This window comes from Chromobacterium vaccinii, from assembly GCF_001855275.1.
GTDB classification, from domain to species: domain Bacteria; phylum Pseudomonadota; class Gammaproteobacteria; order Burkholderiales; family Chromobacteriaceae; genus Chromobacterium; species Chromobacterium vaccinii.
Genome location: NZ_CP017707.1, coordinates 804,976 through 827,360 on the forward strand (window position 1 = coordinate 804,976; position 22,385 = coordinate 827,360).

A 22,385-nucleotide genomic window follows, 5' to 3' on the forward strand; every position below is an offset into this window, starting at 1 on the left:
CCTCCCGGCCCCAACCCTCCCTCGGTGACGCCATGAAGACACTGCTGCGCCGCAGCCTGCTGCTCGCCGTTTTCGCCGCCCCCGCCGCCTCTCACGCCGGCGTGGTCACCTTCAGCCCGCAGGGCGAAGTGAAGGAAATCAGCCAGGTGCGCGCCACCTTCTCCGCCAGCATGATCGCGCTGGGCAACAGCGCCGCGCCGGCGCCGTTCGACTGGAGCTGCGGCCTGAAAGGCAAGAGCCACTGGGTGGACGACAAGACCTGGGCGCTGGACCTGCCGGAGACGCCCGCCGCCAACACCGACTGCCGCTTCACGCTGAAGCCCGGCCTGAAGGATGCGCGGGGAGACGCGGTCAGCGGTCCGGCCTTCCGCTTCTTCACCGGTCTGCCCATCGTCAGCCGCAGCTGGCCGGACGAGGGGCGGATCGAGGAAGACCAGGTCTTCGTGCTGAAATTCAACGCAGCCAATGTGTCGCCGTCCTCGCTCTACTGCCAGTCGTCCAGCCTGCCCGAGCGCATCCCGATGCGGACGCTCGCCATCGCCGAGCGCGCTGCGCTGCTCAAGCATCTCGATCTGCAAAAGTCGGCATCCCAGGTGCTGACCGTGCGCTGCGACCAGCGCCTGGCGCCGGACAGCAAGCTGTCGCTGGTCCACCTGCGCGGAGCCGGCAAGCCGGACAAACTGGACTTCCAGGTCCGCCCCGCCTTCAGCGCCAGCATGAGCTGCCAGCGCGAAAGCGCCAAGGGCGCCTGCATCCCGTTCAAGCCCGTCACGCTGAGCTTCAGCTCGCCGGTGCCGGAAAAAATGGCGATGGCGGTGCGGCTGTCCGGCGGCGGCGCCGAGCGCGCGCCGCAGGCGCAAGAGCGCAGCAAGGGCGAACCGGTGGACAGCATCAGCTTCGCGCCGCCGTTCCCGCCGCTTGGCGCGCTGACGCTGACCCTGCCCAAGGACTTCCGCGACGAAGTCGGCCGGCCGCTGGTCAACGCCGGCCGCTTCCCGCTGTCGTTCAAGCTGGGCGACTACCCGCCGCTGGCCAAATTCTCCGCCGCGCCGTTCGGCATCATCGAATCCGGCGCCGACGCCGCCTTGCCGATCACGCTGCGCGGCGTGGAGGCCGATCTGCGCATCAAGTCGGTGCAACTGGGCGGCCAGGCGCTGCGCCTCACCCGCGACGCCGACATCATGGCATGGCTGGCCAAGGTGCAGCGCTATCATGAAAGCAATCTGCCGGCCGGCAAGGACAAAACCATTGAAAGCCGGCGCGTATCGCTGCTCTCCAAGAACCGCGACGCCGCGCCGCTGAAACTGCCGACGCAGCCTGACAAGAACGGCAAATGGCCGTTCGAGGTGGTGGGCATCCCGCTGCCCAAGCCCGGCCTCTACGTGGTGGAAGTATCGTCCCGTTTGCTGGGCAAATCGCTGCTGGGCGCCGACAAGCCGATGTACGTGCGCACCGCCGCCCTGGTCACCAATATGGCCGTGCACCTGAAGCGCTCCAGTGAGAACGCCTCGGTGTGGGTGACCACGCTGGACAAGGGCAAACCGGTGCCGGACGCCCAAATCAACGTCTACGACTGCAAGGGCGAGCCGCTGTGGTCCGGCAAGGCCGACAAGAACGGCATCGCCAGCATCAACAAGCAGCTGAACGGCGGCGAATGCTCGTCCGACGAGGAACTGTCCGGCTTGTTCGTCACTGCCCGCGCCAAGGACGCGCAGGGCAACGAGGACGTGTCCTTCGTCCGTTCCGGCTGGAATCGCGGCATCGAGTCGTGGCGCTTCCCCTTCCCCACGCAATGGAACGACAGCCCGTCCATCCTGGCCCACACCATTCTGGACCGCCCGCTGTTCCGCGCCGGCGAAACGGTGTCGATGAAGCACCTGTTGCGGGTGCAGGCCGGCAAGGGCCTGGCCCAGCTGAAGCCCAGCCAGCTGCCGCAGCAGCTGCGCATCGTCCATGACGGCAGCGGAGACGAGATCAACCTGCCGCTGACCTGGCGCAACGGCCGCTACGCCGAAAGCAGCTACACGCTGCCGAAGGAGGCCAAGCTCGGCGAGTACACGCTGTATCTGGAGCGCAAGGGCGCGCGCGGCCCGGACGACAAGGCCAAGCCCGCCAGCCCGGAACTGGACGGCTATTCGCTGCACAGCGGCAGCTTCCGCGTCGAGGAATTCCGCCTGCCGGTGATGACCGGCCGCATCTTCACCGCCAAGGGCGCCAATATCGGCGCCAAGCAAGTGCCGCTCAACGTATCGATGTCCTGGGGCAACGGCGGCCCGGCCAAGGACTGGCCGGTGGAGGTCAGCGCGATGCTGGCCGACGCCTACACCCGCATCAAGGCCTACGACGGCTTCACCTTCTCGCCGCCGCAGCGCAGCCGCGAAAACAGCGACGGCTCGCTCGATGGAAAAGTGGTGCTGGACAAGGCCGCGCTGAAGCTGGACGCCAACGGCAACGGCAAGGCGACCGTCGACAAGCTGCCCAAGCTGGACCGCCGCTACGACCTGGTGACCGAAGCCGCCTACCGCGATCCCAACGGCGAAACCCAGACCATCACCCGCCGCATACCGCTCTGGCCGGCCGCGCTGCAGGTGGGCGTCAGCGTGGACAGCTGGATCACCGCCGGCCGCGCGCTGCAATTGAAAGCCGTGGTGCTGGACACCGCCGGCAAGCCCATCGCCAACAAAGACGTCAAGGTCACGCTGCGCGAGCACCGCTACCTGTCCAGCCGCAAACGGCTGGTAGGCGGCTTCTACGCCTGGGACCACAACGAGGAAACCGACGACAAGGGCAAGGTGTGCGGCGGCACCACCGACGCCCGCGGCCTGGTGTTCTGCGACATCAACCTCAAGGACGCCGGCGACATGGAGCTGATCGCCGAAGCCAAGGATGACCAGGGCAACGCCGCCCAGGCCGCGCAATCGGTCTGGGTCAGCAAGCACGACGAGCTGTGGTTCGACGTCGACAACAACGACCGCATCGACATCCTGCCTGAAAAAACCAGCTATCTGCCCGGAGAAACCGCCCGCTTCCAGGTGCGCATGCCCTTCCGCAAGGCCACCGCCTGGCTGGCCATCGAGCGCGAAGGCATCCTGGAGACCCGCGTGGTGGAGTTGGAGGGCAAGGACCCGACGGTGGAACTGAAAATCGGCCCCGACTGGACGCCCAACGTCTACGTGTCGGTGCTGGCCGTGCGCGGCCGCGTGCGCGACGTGCCGTGGTACTCGTTCTTCACCTGGGGCTGGAAGAGCCCGTCGGAATGGTGGGACGCCTACTGGAACGAAGGCGGCGATTACGCGCCGCCGACCGCGATGGTGGACCTGTCGCGCCCCGCCTTCAAATACGGCGTGGCGGAGATACAAGTGGGCGACGCCGCCAAGCGGCTGAGCGTGGAAGTCACGCCAGCCAAGAAAAGCTACGGCATCCGCGAGACCGCCGAAGTCGCCGTCAAGGTGACGCTGCCGAACGGCAAGCCGGCGCCGGCCGGCACCGAAGTGGCCTTCGCCGCCGTCGACGAAGCGCTGCTGGAACTGCAGCCCAACCACAGCTGGGAGCTGATGCAGGCGATGTACCAGCGCCACAGCTACGGCGTGGAAACCGCCACCGCCCAGCTCGAGGTGGTGGGCAAGCGCCACTACGGCCGCAAATCGCTGCCGCCGGGCGGCGGCGGCGGCAAGGCGCCGACGCGCGAGCTGCTGGACACCCTGCTGGTCTGGCAGCCCGCACTCAAGCTGGACGCCAACGGCAGCGCCCGCGTCAAGGTGCCGATCAACGACGCCCTCACCCGCTTCCGCCTGGTGGCGGTAGCCGACGTCGGCAATGACATGTTCGGCACCGGCGAATCCGGCTTCAATGTGACGCAAGACCTGCAGCTGAGCTCCGGCATCCCGCCGCTGGCGCGCGAGGGCGACCAGTTCCAGGCCGGCGTCACCGTGCGCAACGGCGGCGAGAAGCCGCTGAAGGTCAAGGTATCGGCCGCCGCGTCCGGCTTGCCGGCGCTGCCGGCCAGGGAAATCAGCCTGCCGGTGGGCGAGGCGCGCCTGGTCAGCTGGAACGTGACGGTGCCGGAAGGCCTGAAGGAGGCCCAATGGACCTTCGCCGCCCAGCAGATGGGCGGCAAGGCCGCCGACAAGCTGGCGGTCAAACAGCAGATAGACCCCGCAGTGCCGGTGACGGTGGAACAGGCCACTCTGCAACGCGTGTCGCCCGAGCTGTCCATCCCGGTGGCCCCGCCGCCAGGCGCGCTGCCGGGCCGCGGCGGCATCCGCGTCAGCCTGCAGGCCAAACTAGGCAATAGCCTGCCCGGCGTGCGCCGTTGGTTCGAGGACTACCCTTACGCCTGCCTGGAACAGCGCAGCTCCATCGCCATCGGCCTGGCCGACGGCAAGCGCTGGAACCAGCTGATGGGCGAGCTGCCCTTGTATCTGGACGGCAACGGCCTGGCCGCCTACTTCCCGCTGGGCGAAGGCACGCCTGACCGCGGCAGCGACGTCCTGACCAGCTATCTGCTGTCGGTGGCCGGCGAGGCCGGCATGAATATCCCGGAAAGCCCGCGCGGCAAGATGCTTGACGGCCTGTCCGCCTTCGTCGAAGGCAAGCTCAAACGCGACCTGCCCGGCAGCCGCCAGGACGCCGACGCGCGCCGCTTGGCGGCGATGGACGCGCTGTCGCGCTACGGCCGCTTCCGCCCGGCGATGCTGGACGTGCTGGACCTGAACCCGCAGAAGATGGGCACCGCCATGCTGGTGGACTGGCTGTCGCTGCTGGGCCGCGCGGCGGACATCCCGCAGCGCGCCGGCCGCATCACGGAAGCCTCCAACCTGCTGCGCGCCCGACTGACCTACCAGGGCACGCGGATGGGCTTCAGCACCGAAGCCAACGACAACGCCTGGTGGCTGATGGGCAACGGCGACGTCAACGCCGCCAAGCTGCTGCTGGCCGCGCGCAAGCTGCCGGACTGGCAGGCCGACATGCCGCGCCTGCTGACCGGCCTGCTCGGCCGCCAACAAAAAGGCCATTGGGACACCACTACCGCCAACCTGTGGGGATCGCTGGCCACCGCGCAGTTCTCGCGCCAGTTCGAAACCGTGGCGGTGACGGGACAGACCAGCGCCGTCCTCGGCAAGTCCAGCCTCAGCCTCGCATGGCCGCAGGAAGGCGTCAAACAGCTGGGCCTGCTATCGTGGCCCGCCAGCGGCGGCAAGCTGCAGCTCAAACATGCCGGTTCCGGCGCGCCGTGGGCCACTATTCAAGCCGAAGCCGCCATTCCGCTGAAGGGGCCGCGCTACGCCGGCTACAGCATCAAAAAGACGCTGACGCCGGTGAGCCAGAAAGTCGATGGCCAGTACCAGCCCGGAGACGTGGTCAAAGTGACCCTGACCATCCAGGCGCAGAACGATATGAGCTGGGTGGTGGTGGACGACCCGATCCCGGCCGGCGCCGCGATCCAGGGCGGCGGCCTGGGCCGCGACTCGGCGATCGACGCCAAGTCCGGCAACGGTGGCGACTACGCCGACTACATCGAGCGCCGCTTCGCCGGCTACCGCGCCTACTACAGCTACGTGCCGCGCGGCGAGCTGAAAGTGGAATACACGATGCGGCTGAACAATCCCGGCACCTTCAAGCTGCCGCCGACCAGAGTGGAGGCGATGTACGCGCCGGAGGTGTTCGGCATGTCGCCGAACGGGGTATTCAAAGTGGTGGGTGACGGGAAGTGACGTGACAGCCTCTCCTCGTTATTCCGGGGAGAGGCTGCATTCGCTCACAGACTGGATGGATATCGCTCAGAAATAATGGGAGAAAAGATGGAGTGTTTGGGGTGCCGATTGGCGAATGGGAAAGAAACCATACACACAGTTTACGAGAACGACCTTGTCACGTGCTTTCTTGACCACGATCCTTTCGGTGAAGGGCATACGCTGATCCTCCCCAAGCGGCATGCGGTGGAGCTTGAAGAGCTGGACGGGCAGTTGACCAAAGCAGTCATGGACGCGGCCCAATCCGTCGCCAAGGCCATCAAGTCGCTGTACCGCCCGGACGGCATCACCCTCTGCCAGAACGGCGGCGTCTTCAATGAGCTCGGCCACTTTCACATGCATGTCGTGCCCAGAGATAAAAATCGTCCATTTTCAGAATTCTACTCAACCGAACCCGCTGAACCGAGAAATCACGGACTCGCTCAAACGGCAGCCGCATTGAGAGAAGCGATAGGCCGCGCCAGCGCTGCCCAGCAGCAGAGTTCACGCCAATGAACCCCGAATGCGCCGCGCCATAACCTTTGCGCCAATACCCAGTGCCCGCCCGCAATTGAGAAAAGCACCAGCAGTGACCAAACCCAGCATCCTCATCATCGCCCTGACCCTGCTCTCCGCCCCCGCCTGGGCTCAGCCCACGTTCAAAGAGGTGAAAGCCGCCTGGCAACCGTCCGACGTGACGCTGCTGGACCGCCACGGCCAGACGCTGCAGCGGCTGCGCGTCGACAAGCAGGCGCGGCGGCAGGAGTGGGTCGGCCTGGCCGACACCTCGCCCGCCTTTCGCCAGGCCCTGGTGCTGTCCGAGGACAAGCGCTTTTACCAGCACAGCGGCGTGGACTGGTCCGGCGTGGCGGCGGCGGCCTGGGCCAACCTATGGAATACCCGCACCCGCGGCGCGTCCACGCTGACCATGCAGCTGGCCGGCCTGCTGGACGACGATCTGAAGGTGAGCAAGGGCGGCCGCAGCCTGTGGCAGAAAATGGGCCAGACCTGGTCCGCCGCCTGGCTGGAACGGCACTGGACCAAGGCGGAAATCCTGGAGGCCTACCTGAACCTGGTGGGCTTCCGCGGCGAGCTGGTGGGCCTGTCATCGCTGTCATCCACACTATTCGGCAAGCTGCCTTCCGGACTGAACCTGGAAGAATCGGCGATCGCCGTGGCGCTGATCCGCGCCCCGAACGCCGCGCCGGACAAGGTGGCCGGCCGCGCCTGCCATATTCTGCAGGACATGGGCCGCAAGCCGGACTGCGCGGCGCTGGGCGTGCGCGCCGCGCTGGCGCTGGCCCGCAGCCGCGCCGCCAACCCGCTGGCCGAACAGGACGCGCCTCACTTCGCGCAAAAGCTGCAGCAGGCACGCCGCTTTACCGCCGGCAGCAGGGTGGCCACCACGCTGGACCTGCCGCTGCAGCGCTTCGCCGCCGCCGCGCTGCGCCGCCATCTGTCGGCGCTGTCGCAGCGCAATGTGCAGGACGGCGCGCTGGTGGTGCTGGACAACCAGAGCGGCGACATCCTGGCCTGGGTGGGCTCCAGCGGCCGCGGCCTGTCCAACGCCGCCCAGGTGGACGGCGTCACCGCGCTGCGCCAGGCCGGCTCCACGCTCAAGCCCTTCCTGTACCAGCAAGCGCTGGAAAAGCATTATCTGACCGCCGCCTCGTTGCTGGACGACAGCCCGCTGGATCTGCAAACCGGCAGCGGCCTGTACGCGCCGCAAAACTACTCAAAGGATTTCAAGGGCCTGGTGCCGGTGCGCACCGCGCTGGCCTCGTCATTGAACATCCCTGCGGTGCGGACGATAGAAATGGTCACCCCCAACGCCGCGCGCGACCGGCTGGTCAAGCTGGGCTTCTCCAGCCTGACCGAAGACGGCGACTACTACGGCTACAGCCTGGCGCTGGGCGCGGCCGACATCCGCCTGCTGGACTTGGCCAACGCCTATCGCACGCTGGCCAACCAAGGCCTGGCCAGCCCGCCGCGCTGGACGCTGGCCGACGCCAAAGCCAAGCCCGAGCGTCTGCTCGACCCCGCCAGCAGCTTCATCATCTCCGACATCCTGTCCGATCGCACCGCGCGCGCGCTCACCTTCGGCCTGGAAAGCGCGCTGTCCACCCGCTACTGGAGCGCGGTGAAGACCGGCACCAGCAAGGACATGCGCGACAACTGGGCGGCGGGCTTCTCGCGCCGCTTCACGGTGGCGGCCTGGGTGGGCAACGCCAGCGGCGAGCCGATGTGGGACGTGTCCGGCATGCACGGCGCGGCGCCGGTATGGCAGGCCGTGCTGGATCGCGCCCAGCAATCGGCCGCCCCTCTGCCGCCGCCCGCGCCGCCGGCCGGCCTGGTGCGTCAGAAAGTAAGCTACCAGGGCGATGTCGCCGCGCCGCGGACCGAGTGGTTCCTGGCCGGCACCCAGCGCGCGCTGATCGTTCCGCAGAAGGGTTCCGCCGCCGATCTGACGCCGGGCATCGCCGCGCCGGTGGACGGCAGCATCTTCGCGCTCGATCCGGACATCCCGCCCGCCAACCAGCGCATGGTGCTGCGCGCGCGCGGCGTGGCCAAGCCGCAATGGTGGCTGGACGGCAAACGATTGGGAAGCGGAGCGGAACTGGCCTGGTTTCCCTGGCCCGGCCGGCACCGGCTGGAGCTGCGCGGCGGCGGCGGCAAGGCGGTTCAGGCGGTGAGATTCGAGGTGCGCGGCGCCTCGCTGCGGCCCGACAGGCCGCGTTGAAGCGCCCCGCCCGTCAAACTAGCCGGCGGCGGCCTTGCGCCGCTGCAGCGATTGCCACAACTGGTTGGCGCGTTGCGCGGCGCTGGCCTTCTGCTGCTCGGTCAAGGCCTGGTAGTCCTTGGTCTTCAACAGCCAGTCGGCGCTGAGCGTGTCGCCGGAGCGGCGCGCCACCAGGTTCCAGGCGGCGGCCTCTTCCGGTTGCTTGTCCAGCAGATAACTCTCCGAGATGATGGCCGCCGCGTGCAGATTGCCGCGCGCATAGGCCTGCTGCAGCGCCTCGCGCGCCTCCTCGCGGTAGCGGAAGTCCGCCTCGTAGTCCGGCTCGCGCGGATGGCCGTCCAGCTGGAACAGATAGCGCTCGGCCAGATGCGTCAGCGCCTGCGGATCGCCGCGACTGGCGGCCATTCGCAGGTCGGCCAGCGACATCTGGTAGTAACGCGTGTCTATCATGTAGCCCAGCTTGCGTAGCTGCTGCTTGCGCGCGCGCTCGGCCGGCGTTTCCGGCCGAACCGCGGCAGCCTGCTGCTGCGCGGACGGATCGCCGCCCACCGCGAAGCTGAAACCGCCGGTGCCGGGCTTCGCAGCCGGCAAAGCCGCGCCCTTCTCCGTCCCAGCCCCTTTCGCCGCGGCGGACTGCGCCTGACCGGCCGCGCCTCCCGCCATCGCGAAGTGAGCGGGCAGCCATAGCCATGCCGCCACGGCCGCCGTCCCTGCGGCCGCTGCGATCAACAAGGTTGCCCTCTTCATCGTCAGATCCGCGTCATGCAGACGTTGAAGCCGTTGGCGTAGCCGTAGCGCGAGTAGTAGTCGCGCTGCGACGGCGTGCCGTGCTCGGCGTAGTCGGCCGCGTCGCGCGCCGACGCCACCGCGTTCTCGATGAAGCTCGGATAGCGCAGATTGGTCTCGGCGTACTTGGCGAAGGTGCCGCCCACGCAATCAGCCTGCAGCTCCTGCATCGGCGGCTGGCGGTTGATGCCTCGGGTGAACTGGACGGAATGGCCCCATTCGTGCGCCAGGATGAACTTGGCCACGTAGTTGCCATAGCTGCTTTCCTGCTGCTGCAGGAAGCCGGTGCCGACGCTGATGGTGTACGGGCCGCACGCCATCGCGCTGGTTTGCGGCTCGCCGCAGGCATTCTGGTCCACATAGACCGTCGGACGCGCGTAAGAGCCGAGGAAGCCCCGGATCTCGTTGGCGCTGGACTGGATGTAGCTGTTGTTCACCGGCAGGGCCAGGGCCGCGCCGATCTGGCCTGCGATAACCGCGCCGAGCGCGCACAGCGTGATGACTTTCCTTGTCATGATCTCTTTCTCCTTGAGTGTTGCGTCACGGAGATTTTTTTATGGCAAATGAATAATCATTCTGGAAAGAATTATTATTTATAAAATTTCAATTTGATATTCTAACTTTATGTCTTTGTTTTAACGCTAAAATGCATTTGTTTCGTGATAAAAATATCCATGTAAAAGGGCGAGCCGCCATCGCAGCCCGCCCTTTCCCCTGTCCGCCGCCCGATCCGGCGTACCGCGCGCGGCATCGCCGGATCGGGATGTTTACGCCGGCTGCCCGGTAGCCGCCAGCACGATTTCGCGCACGCACACGCGCTGCGGTTGCCCGTAGGCGTAAGCGATGGCTTCGGCCACGTCGTCCGCTTCCAACACCCCGCCCATCTGCTGCTTCCACTCCTGGTAGCCGGCCTTGATCGCCTCATCGGTGGTGTGGCCCAGCAGCTCCGTCTCCACCGCGCCCGGCGCGATGGTGATCACGCGCACGCCGCTGCCGGCCACTTCCTCGCGCAGGTTTTCCGAAATCGCGTGCACCGCGAACTTCGTCCCGCAATAGGCCACGTGGTTGGGAAAGGTCTTGCGCCCGGCAATGGAGCTGATGTTGATGATGGTGCCGCGGCCGCGAGCCGCCATGCCGGCCAGCACCGCATGGATGCCGTTGAGCAGGCCCTTGACGTTGACGTCCAGCATGCGCTGCCATTCGTCCGGGTCTTGCTGAGCCATCGCGCCCAGCAACATCACGCCGGCGTTGTTGACGATGGCGTCGGCTGGGCCGAAGCGCGCCTCGGCCTCGGCCAGCGCCGCTTGCAACTGGGCGCGATCGGTCACGTCCACCCGGCGGCACAGGGTATCAGGCAGCTCCAACGCTTCCAGTTTTTCGACGCGGCGCGCCAGCAGCAGCAGCGGATGGCCTGCCCGGGAAAACAACTTGGCCGCAGCGGCGCCGATGCCGGAGCTGGCTCCGGTGATCACGATCAGGGGTTTGCTCATGGACACTCTCCTTCCATAAAATTTATCGATATGAAACAGATGCCATGCAGTATATTCAGCATGGAATAAGCTGAAAAATGATAAAAACCTCTGTCTGATATAGATTGTTTCTATGGATATTCGCCAATTGAAGGCCTTTGTCGCCGTTTTCGAGGAACGCAGCGTCACGCTGGCGGCGCAACGGCTATTCGTCACCCAGCCGACTCTGTCGGTCACCATACGCCAGCTGGAGGACGCGCTGGGCGTCACCCTGTTCGAACGGCTGCCCCGCGGCGTGGACGTCAGCGAAGACGCGCGCCTGCTCTACCCGCAAGCGCGCAGGATGCTGGCCCAGGCCGACGCCTTGACGAGGATGTTCCGGCAGCGCCGCGATTGCGCGCCGCTATGCCTGGGCGTGGACGCGGATGTGGGCCGCAGCCAGTTGGAAGCGCTGCTGGCGCGCGCGGCGCGAGCCGAGCCGGCAATATTGCTGGAGGTGCGGGAAGGATGCTGCGGCGACGCGCGGCTGGCGGCCGAGGACGGCCGCTGCGAAGACGAACTGTTTCTGCCGCTGTGGGAAGAGGATTTTGTGCTGGCCGTGCCGGCGGACCACCCTTTGGCGGCGCGCGATCAGGTGGATATCGCGCTGCTGGACGAGCCGGACTGGACAGTCTGTCCGGACCACCCCAGCCACCAGCGGCTGCTGGATCTGCATGGCAGCGCGACTCCCACATTGGCGGCGGCGCGGGCCGGCAGCCTGAGGCTGGCCGCCCATATGGCGGCTGCGGGGCTGGGCGTTGCGCTGCTGCCCGCCTCGCTGGCCGACGACCACCCCGGCCTCAAAGCCATCCCGCTGGCAGGCGCCACGCCGACCCGCCGCGTCGGGCTATGCTACGCGGCGCAAGCGCTGGAGCTTCCGGCCTTGCAGGCGCTCAAGGAAACTCTGGACGGTTACAGCGGCAGCGGTGCCGACAAGCCGTAGTTGTAGATCAGCATCGAGGCGGTGAACAGCATCACGAAGCCGATCACGCAATCCAGCACCCGCCAGCTGGACGGTTTGGTGAACAGCGGGGCCAGCTTGCCTGCGAACAGGCCGATGGCGCCGAACCACAGCACGGAGGCGCTGAGGCTGCCGATCAGGAAAGACAGCGCGCCGTGCTCGCCGTACACCGAGGACACGCTGCCGATCAGCACCACGGTGTCCAGCCAGACATAGGGATTGAGCAGGGTCACAACCAGAATGGTGCGGATGGCGCTCTTCCGGTCACGCTCCACGCCGCCGTCAAGCGTCATGCCGCCCGCGTTCAGCGCGGAGCGGAAGGACTTGAAGCCCAGCCACAGGATGAAGGCCGCGCCGGCCCAGGTGACCACGCTGACAAAGCCGGGGATGCCGGCCACCACCTTGCCCACACCTAGCACGCCGGCGGCGATCAGCAGCACATCGGCGACGATGCAAATGGCGACGATGGGCAGCACATGGCTGCGCCCTATCCCCTGCCGCAGCACATAGGCGTTCTGCGGACCGATGCCGACGATCTGGCTGAAAGAGATGCCCAGCGCGGAAAGGAAAACACTGAAATTGAACATTGCCTGCTCCAAACTATTTGCAAGCAGATTAACGTCCGGATTTCATTAAGTAAAACTAATAAAAATCATGATACATAAGAAGAATTAATAGCAGCATTCTTGCTCCACTGCTTCAGCCACTCCGGCAGCTCGCCCGCGGCCAGCGGCGGCGAAATGCCGTAGCCTTGGCCGTCGTGGCAGCCTATCTCGCGCAGCCTGCTCCAGATCGCCCGGCTTTCCACCCCCTCCACCACCAGCTTGCGTCCGGTGTAGTGGGCGAAGGACAGCATGCTGCGAATGATGGCCTCGTTGCCCGGCATGTCCAGCAACAGCCGGACGAAGCGCTGGTCGATCTTGATGGTGTCGAACGGCAGCTGCTGCAGATGCACCAGCGACGATGCTCCGGTGCCGAAGTCGTCCAGCGCAATGGACAGGCCCAGGTCGCGGCAACGCTCCAGCTTGGCCGTGATCTGCTCCGCCTCCTGCTGGGTGACAGTCTCCAGCACCTCCAGCTCCAAGAAGCCCGCCGGCAGCGGGTTCGCCTCCAGCAAGGCCTCCAGTCCGAACAGGAAATCCTCGTGCTTGAGCGTGGCCGCCGACAAGTTGACGCTGACCGGCAATGACAAGCCGCGCCGCCGCCATTCGCCCATCTGGCGCACCGCCTCCCGCAGCACCCACCAGTCCAGCTCGCGCATCAGATTGGTATGCTCGATGGCGTTGAAAAACTCGCCCGGCGGCACGTGCCGGCCGTTGCGCACCCAGCGCACCAACGCCTCCGCGCCTTCGATGCGGTGGTTCTGCAGATTGATCTTGGGTTGGTAGTACAGCGCCAGCTCGCCGCGCGGAATGGCCAGCGCGAACGCGCTACGCAGCGCGTGCAGCTTGTGAATCTCTTCGTCCATCGCCGCGTCGTAATGGCGGGAATGGCCGCCGCCTTCGTCCTTGGCCCGGTTCAACGCCAGGCCGGCTCGCCGCAGCAGGTTGGCCGCGTCGCACAGCGCGTCGCCGCTGACCGCCACGCCGACGCTGCAGCGTATCTCCACCTGGGCGCCCATCGCGTCCACCGGCTGCGGCAACAGGCTCATCAGCTCGTCCACCAGCTCCTGCAGCCTGTCGGTGCGTTCCGAGCAGGCGACGAAGCGCGCGGCGCCGACGCGGCCGACGTGGCCGAACGGATAAATGGCCTGCCGCAGGCGGCGCGCCATCTCGCACAGCACCAGATCCCCGCCTTCGTAACCGAGACGGGCGTTGATGTCGTGGAAGCCTTCCACCGCGATCGCCAGCACCGCCACCTGGCCGCCGTCGCGGCGCGCCTTCAGCAGCCGGGCGATCAGCTCCTGCATGCGGCTGCGGTTGGGCAGGCCGGTCAGCGCGTCGTGCTGGGCCAGGAAGGCCAGTTCGGTTTCGGCGCGGTGGCTGCGCTCCAGCGCGTCGTGGCGCTCCAGCCCGCGGCCGACCTCGCGCGCCATCAGTTCGAACAAGGCGCGGCGGGACTGGTCGAAGAAACCCTCTTCGCCGGCATGCAGCGCCAGCGCGCCCGCCACCTGCTGGCGCACCAGCAGCGGCACCACCAGCAGACTGCGGATGCCTTGGCGGCTCAGCGCGTCGTGCCAGGGTCTCAGCGCGGGATCGGATTGCGCATTATTGCTGACCTGGGCCGCGCGGCTGCGCAGCGCGCGCGACACCAGGCCCGGAGCCTGCGCATCCTCGGCGTGGGCCGGCAGTTCGCCGGGCATGGAGGCTCGCTCGCCGCGGGACAACGCCGCCACTTCCATCCGCTTCTCGTCGGCGTCCAGCAACCCCACCCAGGCCAGCTCGAAACCGGCCTCGCGCACGCAGACGTCGCAGACGGTCTGCAGCAGGATGCGGCGATCGGCGCTGTCGGCAAGCGCCAGGCTGACGCCGCTGAGGGTCGCGTACAGGCCGGACATCGCCTGGAAGTGCTCGCCATGGCGCGAAGCCTCGCGCTTCAGCGCCTGCTGGTAGCCGTGGGTCTTCAGCATCTGGTCCAGCAAGATGCGCTTGCGCAGCAGCCGCGCCGCGTCCAAGCCCGCCGCCTGCTCCAGGCTGGCCAGCAAATGCGGCTGGCAGCGCTCGTATAGGCCCTGCAGCCAGCCCAGGCTCACGCCCAGCCGGCAATACAGTTCGCCCTGCTCGACCAAAGCCGCTGCCACGGCCTGATCCAAGGGCATCCTCAAAAGCGCGTCCCACTCCGCCAGCAGCATGGCCGCCAGCTCATCCTGGCAGCAGCCATGATGCCGCTGCAGGCGCTCCGCTTCGCCGGGGCTTTTCAGCAAATGCCAGTAAAGCTCCTTGCCCAGCAGTTCCCTGCGGGCCATGCCGGCATCTGCGTGGCGCGGCAACTGCGCCAGGTGTTCGGTCCGGATTCCGATAAAGCGGCACATATTCGCCAGGAGTGCCATTTCATCCGTATGCATTGTTTTCTGCGCCTGTCGTGGCTGGGACGCGGCCTGCCGGGCCGCCGTCCCTACTATCTCGCCCACCTGCCCAGGAGCAGGTATTTCTTGTACCGTATCTACTGGCGCGGTCTGTCTGAAACCCGCATCAGACAAGGCCGACCGCCAAAGGCTGCAACATGCCACGGCGCTGGCTTTTAAGCAAGTCCGGCCGCATTATTAAACGATCTCTTATCGTCGAAAGACTACGGAAAGCGAAAGTGTTCGACCCCAGACAACTGCAAACCCTGGCCGCGGTGGCGGAAACCGGCGGCTTCGACAAGGCCGCCAAAAAGCTGTTTCTGACCCAGTCGGCGGTATCGCAACGCATACGCCAGCTGGAGGAACAACTTGGTCAGCCGGTGCTCACCCGCACCTCGCCGGCGGAAGCCACCGAGGCAGGACGCCAGTTGCTGCGGCACTACCAGCAACTGCTGCTGATGGAAAACCAGCTGCTGCAGAAGCTCAGCCCGGCGCCGCGCCAGCGCGAGTTCACCACGATGGCGGTTGGCGTCAACGCCGACAGCCTGGCCACCTGGTATCTGCAGGCGGTGACGCCGGTGCTGGAAGCGCACGACCTGCTGCTGGACGTGGTGTTAGACGACCAGGACCACACCCACGAACTGATGCGCACCGGCCACGTGATGGGCTGCGTCAGCACCCGTCCGGTGCCGATCCAGAGCGGCGTTCAGCACTATCTGGGCGCGATGCGCTACCTGTGCCTGGCCACGCCGCGCTTCGCCGCGCGCCATTTTCCGGACGGGGTGGACCACGCCGCGCTCGCTCGCGCGCCCAGCATCATCTTCAGCCGCAAGGACGCGGTGCACGGGCAGTTCCTGCGCCAGGCGGCCGGCTACGAAGGCGGCTTTCCCAGCTTCACCGTGCCCTCGGCCCAGGGCTTCGTCGAACTCACCCGCCAGGGCGTCGCCTACAGCCTGCTGCCGGAGCTGATGCTGGACGGCGATCTGGAGGACGGCCGGCTGGTGGATCTGTTCCCCGGCCAGTACATGGACCTGCCGCTGTACTGGCACCACTGGCGGGTGGAGTCCGAGCTGTCGCAGGCGCTGACCGAGGCCATGCTGGACTACTGCGGCCGCCACTTGCGCCAGGACAAAGCGGCATATCATGCATCTGTTGGAGAATCGCAGCAGGGCCCCTGACCCGCACGGCATGGCCGACGCGTTGACAAGGCCAAGCCCCTGGCGCATCATCCGGCGCCGACCTGGTTTTATGGAGGCAGCATGACCAGCAAGCAACACGCACCCAGCAGTGAACAGTGGGCCGAACTGGAAATGGCCGCGCAATTGGCCGCCCGCCAGGCTTACGCGCCCTATAGCCGCTTCGCCGTCGGCGCCGCCATCCTGGACGGCAACGGCAAGATACACATCGGCTGCAATGTGGAAAACGCCTCCTTCGGCCTGAGCAACTGCGCCGAACGCACCGCGGTTTTCGCCGCCCGCGCCAATCACGGCATGCAGGACGTGGTGGCGGTTTGCATCTACACCCCCACCGATAAACCCACCTCCCCCTGCGGCGCCTGCCGCCAAGTGCTGAACGAGTTCGGCCCCGCCATGCATGTGCGCTCGATCTGCGACGGCGAGGACATCATCGACACTACGCTGGACGCGCTGCTGCCCTCCGCCTTCGGCCCCAAGAACCTGCAGGACGCCGGCCAACGCTGAGCGGCGGTCCGCGCGCACCCCACGGGAGCCCCAGGGTTCCCGTTTTTCATGCCCGCGAAAGGTTCCCCGCTGCCCGCCTCTCTTAGGGACAGCTGAAAATAACAATCGCTCGCTATATGGTCGATCACGCTGTTCCTGTTCAGAACGAAAAGGAGTCCGTGATGATGAAACCCGCCATTTCATGCCTGTCCGTACTACTGATCTGCCTGGGCGCGGCGTCTGTCCACGCCGCCCATGAGACCCAAGATCCCGCGCTGCGCCAGCGCGCGGCCGATGCATTGGCGAGGCTGGCGCCTCTGCCGCTGGCTAAGGGGAGTCTGCCGCAACCCTTGGTGGAGATAAACCGGGAAAGCGCCGACCGCCGCTGGGTGATCGGCTCGGCCACCCAGCCACTGCCGACGATGACCGGCGTGGATGCCGATCAGGTGCCGCTGTCCCGATTGTTCCTGGCGCGGCAGACGGATCAGGGCTGGCAACTGGCGCTGGAAGGAGAAGACAGCTTCGCCGCGTTGCTGGAAGCCGCGCCGGATGATTGGCTGAGCGCCGACGAGCGGCGCGCCTGGCGCAGCCAAACCGTTCGGGCCAAGCGGCTGGCGCCCGACGCCACCGGCCTGGGCCTGCCCTGGCAGGAAGGCGCTGCCTGGAGCATGACCGGCGGCCCGCACGGCTACAGCGGCGAAAGCCAACCCTACGACTCCATAGATTTCGCCGGCGGCGACGGCCGGGTGCTGGCACCGCAAGCCGGCGTGATCTACAAGAGCTGCCTGCGCAACGGCAGCGGGCTGGTCAAGCTGGTGCACGACAACGGCTACTCATCCACCTACTATCACATGATCAACCTCAACACGGTGGCCGACGGCCAGCGCGTGGCCAAGGGCGCTTATCTGGGCAAGACAGGCAACGGCCTGCCCTGCGGCGGCAGCACCACCGGCCCTCATGTCCACTTTTCATTGATCCACCAGGGCAAGGCCGAGCCGGTGAACCGCAAGTGGCTGGGCGGCTGGCAGTTCTTCTCCGGCAGCCGCGCCTACCAGGGCTACGCCGCGCGCGACGGCGGCCGGGTGAACGTGGGCGGCCGCCTGACGCACTACCGCGGCGGCGGCGATCCGGCGCCCACGCCCGGCGGCGCCAGCGGCATCGCCACGCCGCGCGGCGGCGACGGCTACGTCAACCTGCGCGGCGGCCCCAGCCTGAGCGCCGAGATCGTCGGCAGCGCCGCCCGCGGCGAGCAGGTGCCGCTGCAGTGCCACGCGCGCGGCGAGGCGGTGGACGGCGTCTGGGGCCGCACCGACATCTGGAACCGCACTGCCGCCGGCCATTGGATCAGCGACGGCTTCATCGACACCGGCAGCAACGCGCCGGTGGTGCCGCAATGCCCGTCGTCGGCGCGACCATGGTAAACGCCTAGCCGGTGCCTCGCCCTCCGCCGGGGACGGCCGCCCACGCGGCCGCGCCCCGGCGCATCATCAGCCAGTACAGGCCGGCCGTCCCCAGCCAACCCACCAGCCAGGAAACGTCCGCCCCTCCCAGCGCGCGGACCATGGGGCCGCTGAACAGCGCGCTGTCGATAAAGGGCAGTTGCGACAGCACGCCCGCCAGATAGGCCAGCAAGCCCGGCCAACGGTAGTCCGCTCCCTCCAGCGCCGCCGCGTCCAGCTTGCCGCCGCGCAACAGATAGAAATCCACCAGATTCACCGCGCTCCACGGCGTGAACAGGGTCAGCAGCAGCAACAGGAAAGACTTGAACAGCGGCAGAAAGCCCTGCTGCGCCCATACCGCGACGGATAGGGAAACCAGCGCCATCGCGGCGACGACCAACCAACGCCGACTCGGCCCCAACGCCTCCGGCCGCGCGCCGAATGCCGACGCGATGCTGCCCGCGCACATGAAGCCGCCGTAGGCGTTGAGCGTGGAAATCGTGACCTTGCCGAAAGCCACGCAGAAGAACAGCGCGGCGGCGATGGCGCCGTCAGCGCCCAGGCCAACGAAGTAGGCGACCTCATGCCCGCGGAACGCCGCGCCGCCGATGGCCGCCACCAGCACGCCCAGCGACATCGCGATCTGCGCGCCCACGCCGGAACCCAAGCCTATCGCCAGCGCCACTCGCGCCGGCGGCGTGGCCGACGGCAGGTAGCGCGAATAGTCGGACACATAGGGCGCGAAGGCGATCTGCCAGGATGCCGACAGCGATATCGCGACGGTGAAGGCGGCCGGCTCGAAACGAGTATGCGCCGCCAGCAGCGGCAGCAGATCCACCCGCCCCAGCAGACGCATGAACAAATAGCAGAAAGCCAGCAGGCCGAGCAGGCTGGCCGCCCGCCCCAGCCTGTGTATCGCCCGATAGCCCAGCGCCGCGGCCAGCAGCACCGCCAGCGCGAACAACAGGCTGCCTGCGGCGTCGCTTATCTTGAACAGCTGGCCCAGCGCCTGACCGGACAGCACCATGCCGGTGGCGTTGAAGCCCAGGTACATGACGCAAGCCAGCGCCAGCGGCAATACCGCGCCCTTGACGCCGAACTGCGCGCGGCAGGCCAGCATCTGCGGCAGCCCCAGCCTGGGGCCCTGCGCGCCATGCAAGGCCATCACCGCGCCGCCGGCGATCTGCCCCAGCAGCAGGCCGACGATGGACCAGACGACGTCGCCGCCCAGCACCACCGCCAGCGCGCCGGTGACCACGGCGGTGATCTGCAGATTGGCGGCCAGCCACAACGTGAACTGGCTGAACAGGCGGCCATGCCGCTCGCCTTCTGGAATGAAGTCTATGGAACGGCGCTCGATCAGCGGCGCGCCGATGGATGTTTTCGCTTTCATGACGGTTTTTCCTTTGTCCGTATCCGGAGCGCCGTCTTGCCGCGGCGCGGTTCCGGGCCTGCGCCAAACAATCTATACCGCCCGCATGAAGACGGGCAAATCCAAACCATGCGGCATCGCGCCATCCATTCCGCATGATCGCCCATGCCCCGCGCCGCTTATTCCCTCCCTCGAACAGCCATCGTCGAGATTTGTCCTAACATTTCGTATAGGAACCCTTCGCGCCGGCTCGCAGAATGGAATGAAGTGCACCGATTCATCCTGTCCACCACCGAACTCAAACGCCAGCTGCTGCATGACCGATATCGATTGCTGGCCATCGCGGCAAGCCTTTTCCTGGTCCTGCTGGGAACCGGCGTCATCAGCGGCTGGCTTCTCCGCACTCCCGCCCTGATTCCGGAAAACATCCACATGGTGATCGCCACCGCGTTCTGTCTGATCCTGTACGGCCTCGCGCTGCCGCTGGCCTTATGGCGGCCGCAATGGCAGGCGCACCGCGTGCTGGCGGCGCTGGTGCTGGCGATGGCGACGGTCGCGCTGCTGGAACACCTGAGCGGCAGGTCCCTGGGTTTGGACCTGCCCCAACTGCACGCCTGGCGGCACGACATGGTGCCCCACCCGGGCCGGATGGCGCCGCCGACCGCGCTGGCGCTGGCCGCGCTGGGCTGCGGCCTGCTGCTGCAGCCGGGTTCCACGCCGATCCGGCGCCGAGCGGTGAAGATCTGCGTATTGCTGCCGCTGCTGCTCGGCGTGCTGGGCGCGGTGGCGTATCTGATCAATTTGGAACTGCTGTACAGCTGGGGCGCCTCGGTGAGGATGGCGCTGCTGACCGCGCTGGGCGTCATCTCCGCCGCCTTGGGATTGAACGCGCTGACGCAGCTGGCGCTGCGCCGCCACCTGCGCTCCCAGGACATGGCCGATTCGATTTCAGTGACCGCCACCGCGTTGCTGATCTCCATCTCGCTTGCCACCGGCTTGCTGATCTACCGCGTCTCCATCCAGGCGCACGAGCGCAGCCTGAGCACGGTGATGGCCAACAGCGTGCGGCAACGCGCCGCGCTGCTGGTGGCCCAATTCGGCACCAGCGACGACATCGCCCGCCGCATCTACCAGCGCCCGTCGACGCAAAAGCTGCTGGAAGACGCCAGCCGGGGCAAGCTGGACGCCAGCGCCGCCGCCGCCGAACTGGCGGCGCGCAACCACATGACGCTGAACGGCATCGCCATCCAGGATGCGGCGGGCCGCGCGCTGGTGCAGGTCGGCTACTTCGAAACCCGGCCCCGCCAGGCCCTGGCGCTGCGCTCGCCCGCCGGCTCCTGGCTGCTGTGGAACGGCCATTATCTGTACCGCACCGTGGAGGTCTACCGCACTTCGGCCGGCGCGTCCCGGCTGGTGCTGGAGCAGCGGCTGGACATGTTCGACCGCATCGTCCAGGACACTGCCCCGCGCGACGGCCTCAGCGGCCTGTACGCGCTGTGCGGCCACGACAGTCATGATCTGCGCTGCTTCTCGCAGTCGCCGCAAGATCCGGGAACTAGCATTCCGATCGCCGGCAACGTCCACCACTTCACCATGTGGCCGGCCTTTTCCGGCAAAAGCGGTTCGCTGCACACAGTCGACTACTCGGGCCGCGACGTGATCAGCGCCTATGCGCCAGTCGGCGACAGCGGGCTCGCCTTCAGCTACAAGATCAGGGTGGCGGACCTGCTGGCGCCGATCCGCCATGATCTGGAGATCGACGCGCTGATCATGCTGGCGATGGTCACGCTGGGCACGCTGATCCTGCGCTGGCGCACTTCGCCGCTGCTGCGCGAGGTGCTGCAATCCAACCGGATGGCGGAATTGGCCGCCGAGCGCTTCCGCAACGCGGCCGAAGCCAATATGGACGCGTTCATCATCATGGAGGCGCTGCGCGACCACATCGGCGAGGTGGATGATTTCCGCGTGGTCTACATCAACGCCGAGGCGGAAAGAATGTGGCAGTTGCGCCGGGATGAAACGATAGGCCGGAACTGGAAAGCGCTGGCGGCCTCGCTGAACGTCTCCAACCACTTCGAAAGCTATAAGCAGGTCATCGACACCGGCATGCCGCTGTCGGAAGAAGTGCCCAAAGCCTACGACGCGAGCCACCCCACCTGGATCCACCAGGAAATCGTCCGCGCCGGAGACGGCATCAGCATCAGCGTGCGCGACATCACGCAAAAGAAGCTGGCCGAGCTGGACCTGGTCCTGCGCGAGGCCTTGCTCAAGACCGTCACCGACTCCATTCCTGCGCTGGTGGCCTTCGTCGACGTCGATCAACGCTACCGCTATTGCAACAAGACTTACACCCGGCTGTTCGGCATTCCGCCGGAACAAGTGATAGGCCGCAATATGCGCGATTTTCTGGGGGAGGAAAGCTATGCGGCGGTGCGGCCCTATGTCGAGCAGGCGCTGCAGGGGCAGGCCGCCGCCTTCGAGATGGAAATGTTCCTGCACGGCAGCCAGCGCTATGTGGAAGGCCGCTACATTCCGCAACAGCACGCGGACGGCACGGTATCGGGGTTTTACGTGATGATCTGGGACATCACCCAGTCGCGCGCGCGGGAAATCGAGCTGCGCAACAAGGTCACTCAGGATGCGATGACCGGCTTGCTCAACCGTGCGGCTTTCATGGACATCCTGGGCGACGAGATCAAGCACCACTACCTGAAGCGCCAGGCGTTGGCGCTGTTGTTTCTCGACATCGATCACTTCAAGCAAGTGAACGACACGCTGGGACATGCCACCGGCGACGAGTTGATCAAGATTTTCGCCGGACGGCTGCGGCAGAACGTGCGCGGCACAGACCACGTGGCCCGGCTCGGCGGCGACGAGTTCGTGGTGCTGCTGGTCGGCCTGGACTCCGAACGCACCGCGACGGCAGTGGTCGACAAGCTGATGGCGGCCGTCAGCCAGGATGCAAAGCTGTCAGGCGAGCTCCGCCGCGTCTCCACCAGCATCGGCGTCGCCTACGCCTACATGCCCGACATCACGCCGGAGAGGCTGCTGGAAGTCGCCGACGAGGGCCTATACCAGGCCAAGGCCGCCGGGCGCAACGCCTACCGGCTGATGCGGGTAGGGTAAGCGGCCCTGAGTCGCCGGCGTCTGCGACAAGCGTGCAA

The 22,385-nt window shown here is 66.8% G+C and carries 14 protein-coding genes; 8 read left to right on the plus strand and 6 right to left on the minus strand.

Going from position 1 to position 22,385, the window contains the following annotated elements:
- The first annotated feature begins 32 nt into the window (after positions 1-32).
- The 3 genes from BKX93_RS03635 to pbpC all read left to right on the plus strand — a co-directional run bounded on the left by BKX93_RS03635 (position 33) and on the right by pbpC (position 8,472).
- Positions 33-5,714: an alpha-2-macroglobulin family protein gene (locus tag BKX93_RS03635; protein ID WP_145929249.1), complete on the plus strand. Its 5,682-nt coding sequence runs from the start codon at positions 33-35 to the stop codon at positions 5,712-5,714.
- Positions 5,715-5,801: 87 nt separating this feature from the next.
- The gene (locus BKX93_RS03640) at positions 5,802-6,248 is read left to right on the plus strand and encodes an HIT family protein (RefSeq protein WP_070981686.1); all 447 of its coding nucleotides are present in this window, start codon (positions 5,802-5,804) and stop codon (positions 6,246-6,248) included.
- 73 nt (positions 6,249-6,321) lie between these two features.
- A complete protein-coding gene (gene pbpC / locus BKX93_RS03645) occupies positions 6,322-8,472 on the plus strand; it encodes a penicillin-binding protein 1C (RefSeq protein WP_244887232.1) in 2,151 nt (716 codons plus the stop codon).
- An 18-nt stretch (positions 8,473-8,490) separates the two neighbouring features.
- Here pbpC and BKX93_RS03650 read toward each other — a convergent pair whose 3' ends face one another.
- The 3 genes from BKX93_RS03650 to BKX93_RS03660 all read right to left on the minus strand — a co-directional run bounded on the left by BKX93_RS03650 (position 8,491) and on the right by BKX93_RS03660 (position 10,748).
- Positions 8,491-9,219, minus strand: coding sequence for a hypothetical protein (locus BKX93_RS03650; protein WP_070978764.1), 729 nt, complete (start codon positions 9,217-9,219; stop codon positions 8,491-8,493).
- A gap of 2 nt (positions 9,220-9,221) precedes the next feature.
- Positions 9,222-9,773, minus strand: coding sequence for a neutral zinc metallopeptidase (locus BKX93_RS03655; RefSeq protein WP_046156878.1), 552 nt, complete (start codon positions 9,771-9,773; stop codon positions 9,222-9,224).
- A 252-nt stretch (positions 9,774-10,025) separates the two neighbouring features.
- On the minus strand, positions 10,026-10,748 hold the full coding sequence (locus tag BKX93_RS03660) for an SDR family oxidoreductase (protein WP_046156877.1): 723 nt from the start codon (positions 10,746-10,748) through the stop codon (positions 10,026-10,028).
- Between the two features lie 112 nt (positions 10,749-10,860).
- Between BKX93_RS03660 and BKX93_RS03665 the strand changes: the two genes are divergently transcribed.
- On the plus strand, positions 10,861-11,709 hold the full coding sequence (locus tag BKX93_RS03665; RefSeq protein WP_046156876.1) for a LysR family transcriptional regulator: 849 nt from the start codon (positions 10,861-10,863) through the stop codon (positions 11,707-11,709).
- Here the strand turns inward: BKX93_RS03665 and BKX93_RS03670 are convergent.
- Together BKX93_RS03670 and BKX93_RS03675 are read right to left on the minus strand one after the other, a co-directional pair.
- Complete coding sequence (locus BKX93_RS03670) at positions 11,679-12,314, minus strand: LysE/ArgO family amino acid transporter (protein WP_021477649.1); 636 nt, start codon at positions 12,312-12,314, stop codon at positions 11,679-11,681. The genes BKX93_RS03665 and BKX93_RS03670 overlap by 31 nt on opposite strands.
- A 65-nt stretch (positions 12,315-12,379) precedes the next feature.
- Positions 12,380-14,731 (minus strand): EAL domain-containing protein, encoded by a 2,352-nt coding sequence (locus BKX93_RS03675; protein ID WP_046156875.1) that lies wholly within the window; start codon positions 14,729-14,731, stop codon positions 12,380-12,382.
- A 239-nt stretch (positions 14,732-14,970) separates the two neighbouring features.
- Here BKX93_RS03675 and BKX93_RS03680 point away from each other — a divergent pair, with 239 nt between their 5' ends.
- The 3 genes from BKX93_RS03680 to BKX93_RS03690 all read left to right on the plus strand — a co-directional run bounded on the left by BKX93_RS03680 (position 14,971) and on the right by BKX93_RS03690 (position 17,831).
- Positions 14,971-15,909 (plus strand): ArgP/LysG family DNA-binding transcriptional regulator, encoded by a 939-nt coding sequence (locus tag BKX93_RS03680; RefSeq protein WP_046156874.1) that lies wholly within the window; start codon positions 14,971-14,973, stop codon positions 15,907-15,909.
- An 81-nt stretch (positions 15,910-15,990) separates the two neighbouring features.
- On the plus strand, positions 15,991-16,431 hold the full coding sequence (locus BKX93_RS03685; protein WP_046156873.1) for a cytidine deaminase: 441 nt from the start codon (positions 15,991-15,993) through the stop codon (positions 16,429-16,431).
- Between the two features lie 161 nt (positions 16,432-16,592).
- The gene (locus BKX93_RS03690; protein WP_070978766.1) at positions 16,593-17,831 is read left to right on the plus strand and encodes a M23 family metallopeptidase; all 1,239 of its coding nucleotides are present in this window, start codon (positions 16,593-16,595) and stop codon (positions 17,829-17,831) included.
- A 4-nt stretch (positions 17,832-17,835) separates the two neighbouring features.
- Here BKX93_RS03690 and BKX93_RS03695 read toward each other — a convergent pair whose 3' ends face one another.
- Positions 17,836-19,242 carry a purine-cytosine permease family protein gene (locus BKX93_RS03695; RefSeq protein ID WP_070978767.1) on the minus strand — a complete coding sequence of 469 codons (1,407 nt, stop codon included), beginning with the start codon at positions 19,240-19,242 and terminating at the stop codon, positions 17,836-17,838.
- Between the two features lie 246 nt (positions 19,243-19,488).
- On the opposite strand from BKX93_RS03695, the gene BKX93_RS03700 reads away from it, so the two are divergent.
- The gene (locus BKX93_RS03700; protein WP_070978769.1) at positions 19,489-22,347 is read left to right on the plus strand and encodes a GGDEF domain-containing protein; all 2,859 of its coding nucleotides are present in this window, start codon (positions 19,489-19,491) and stop codon (positions 22,345-22,347) included.
- The last annotated feature ends 38 nt before the right edge of the window (positions 22,348-22,385 follow it).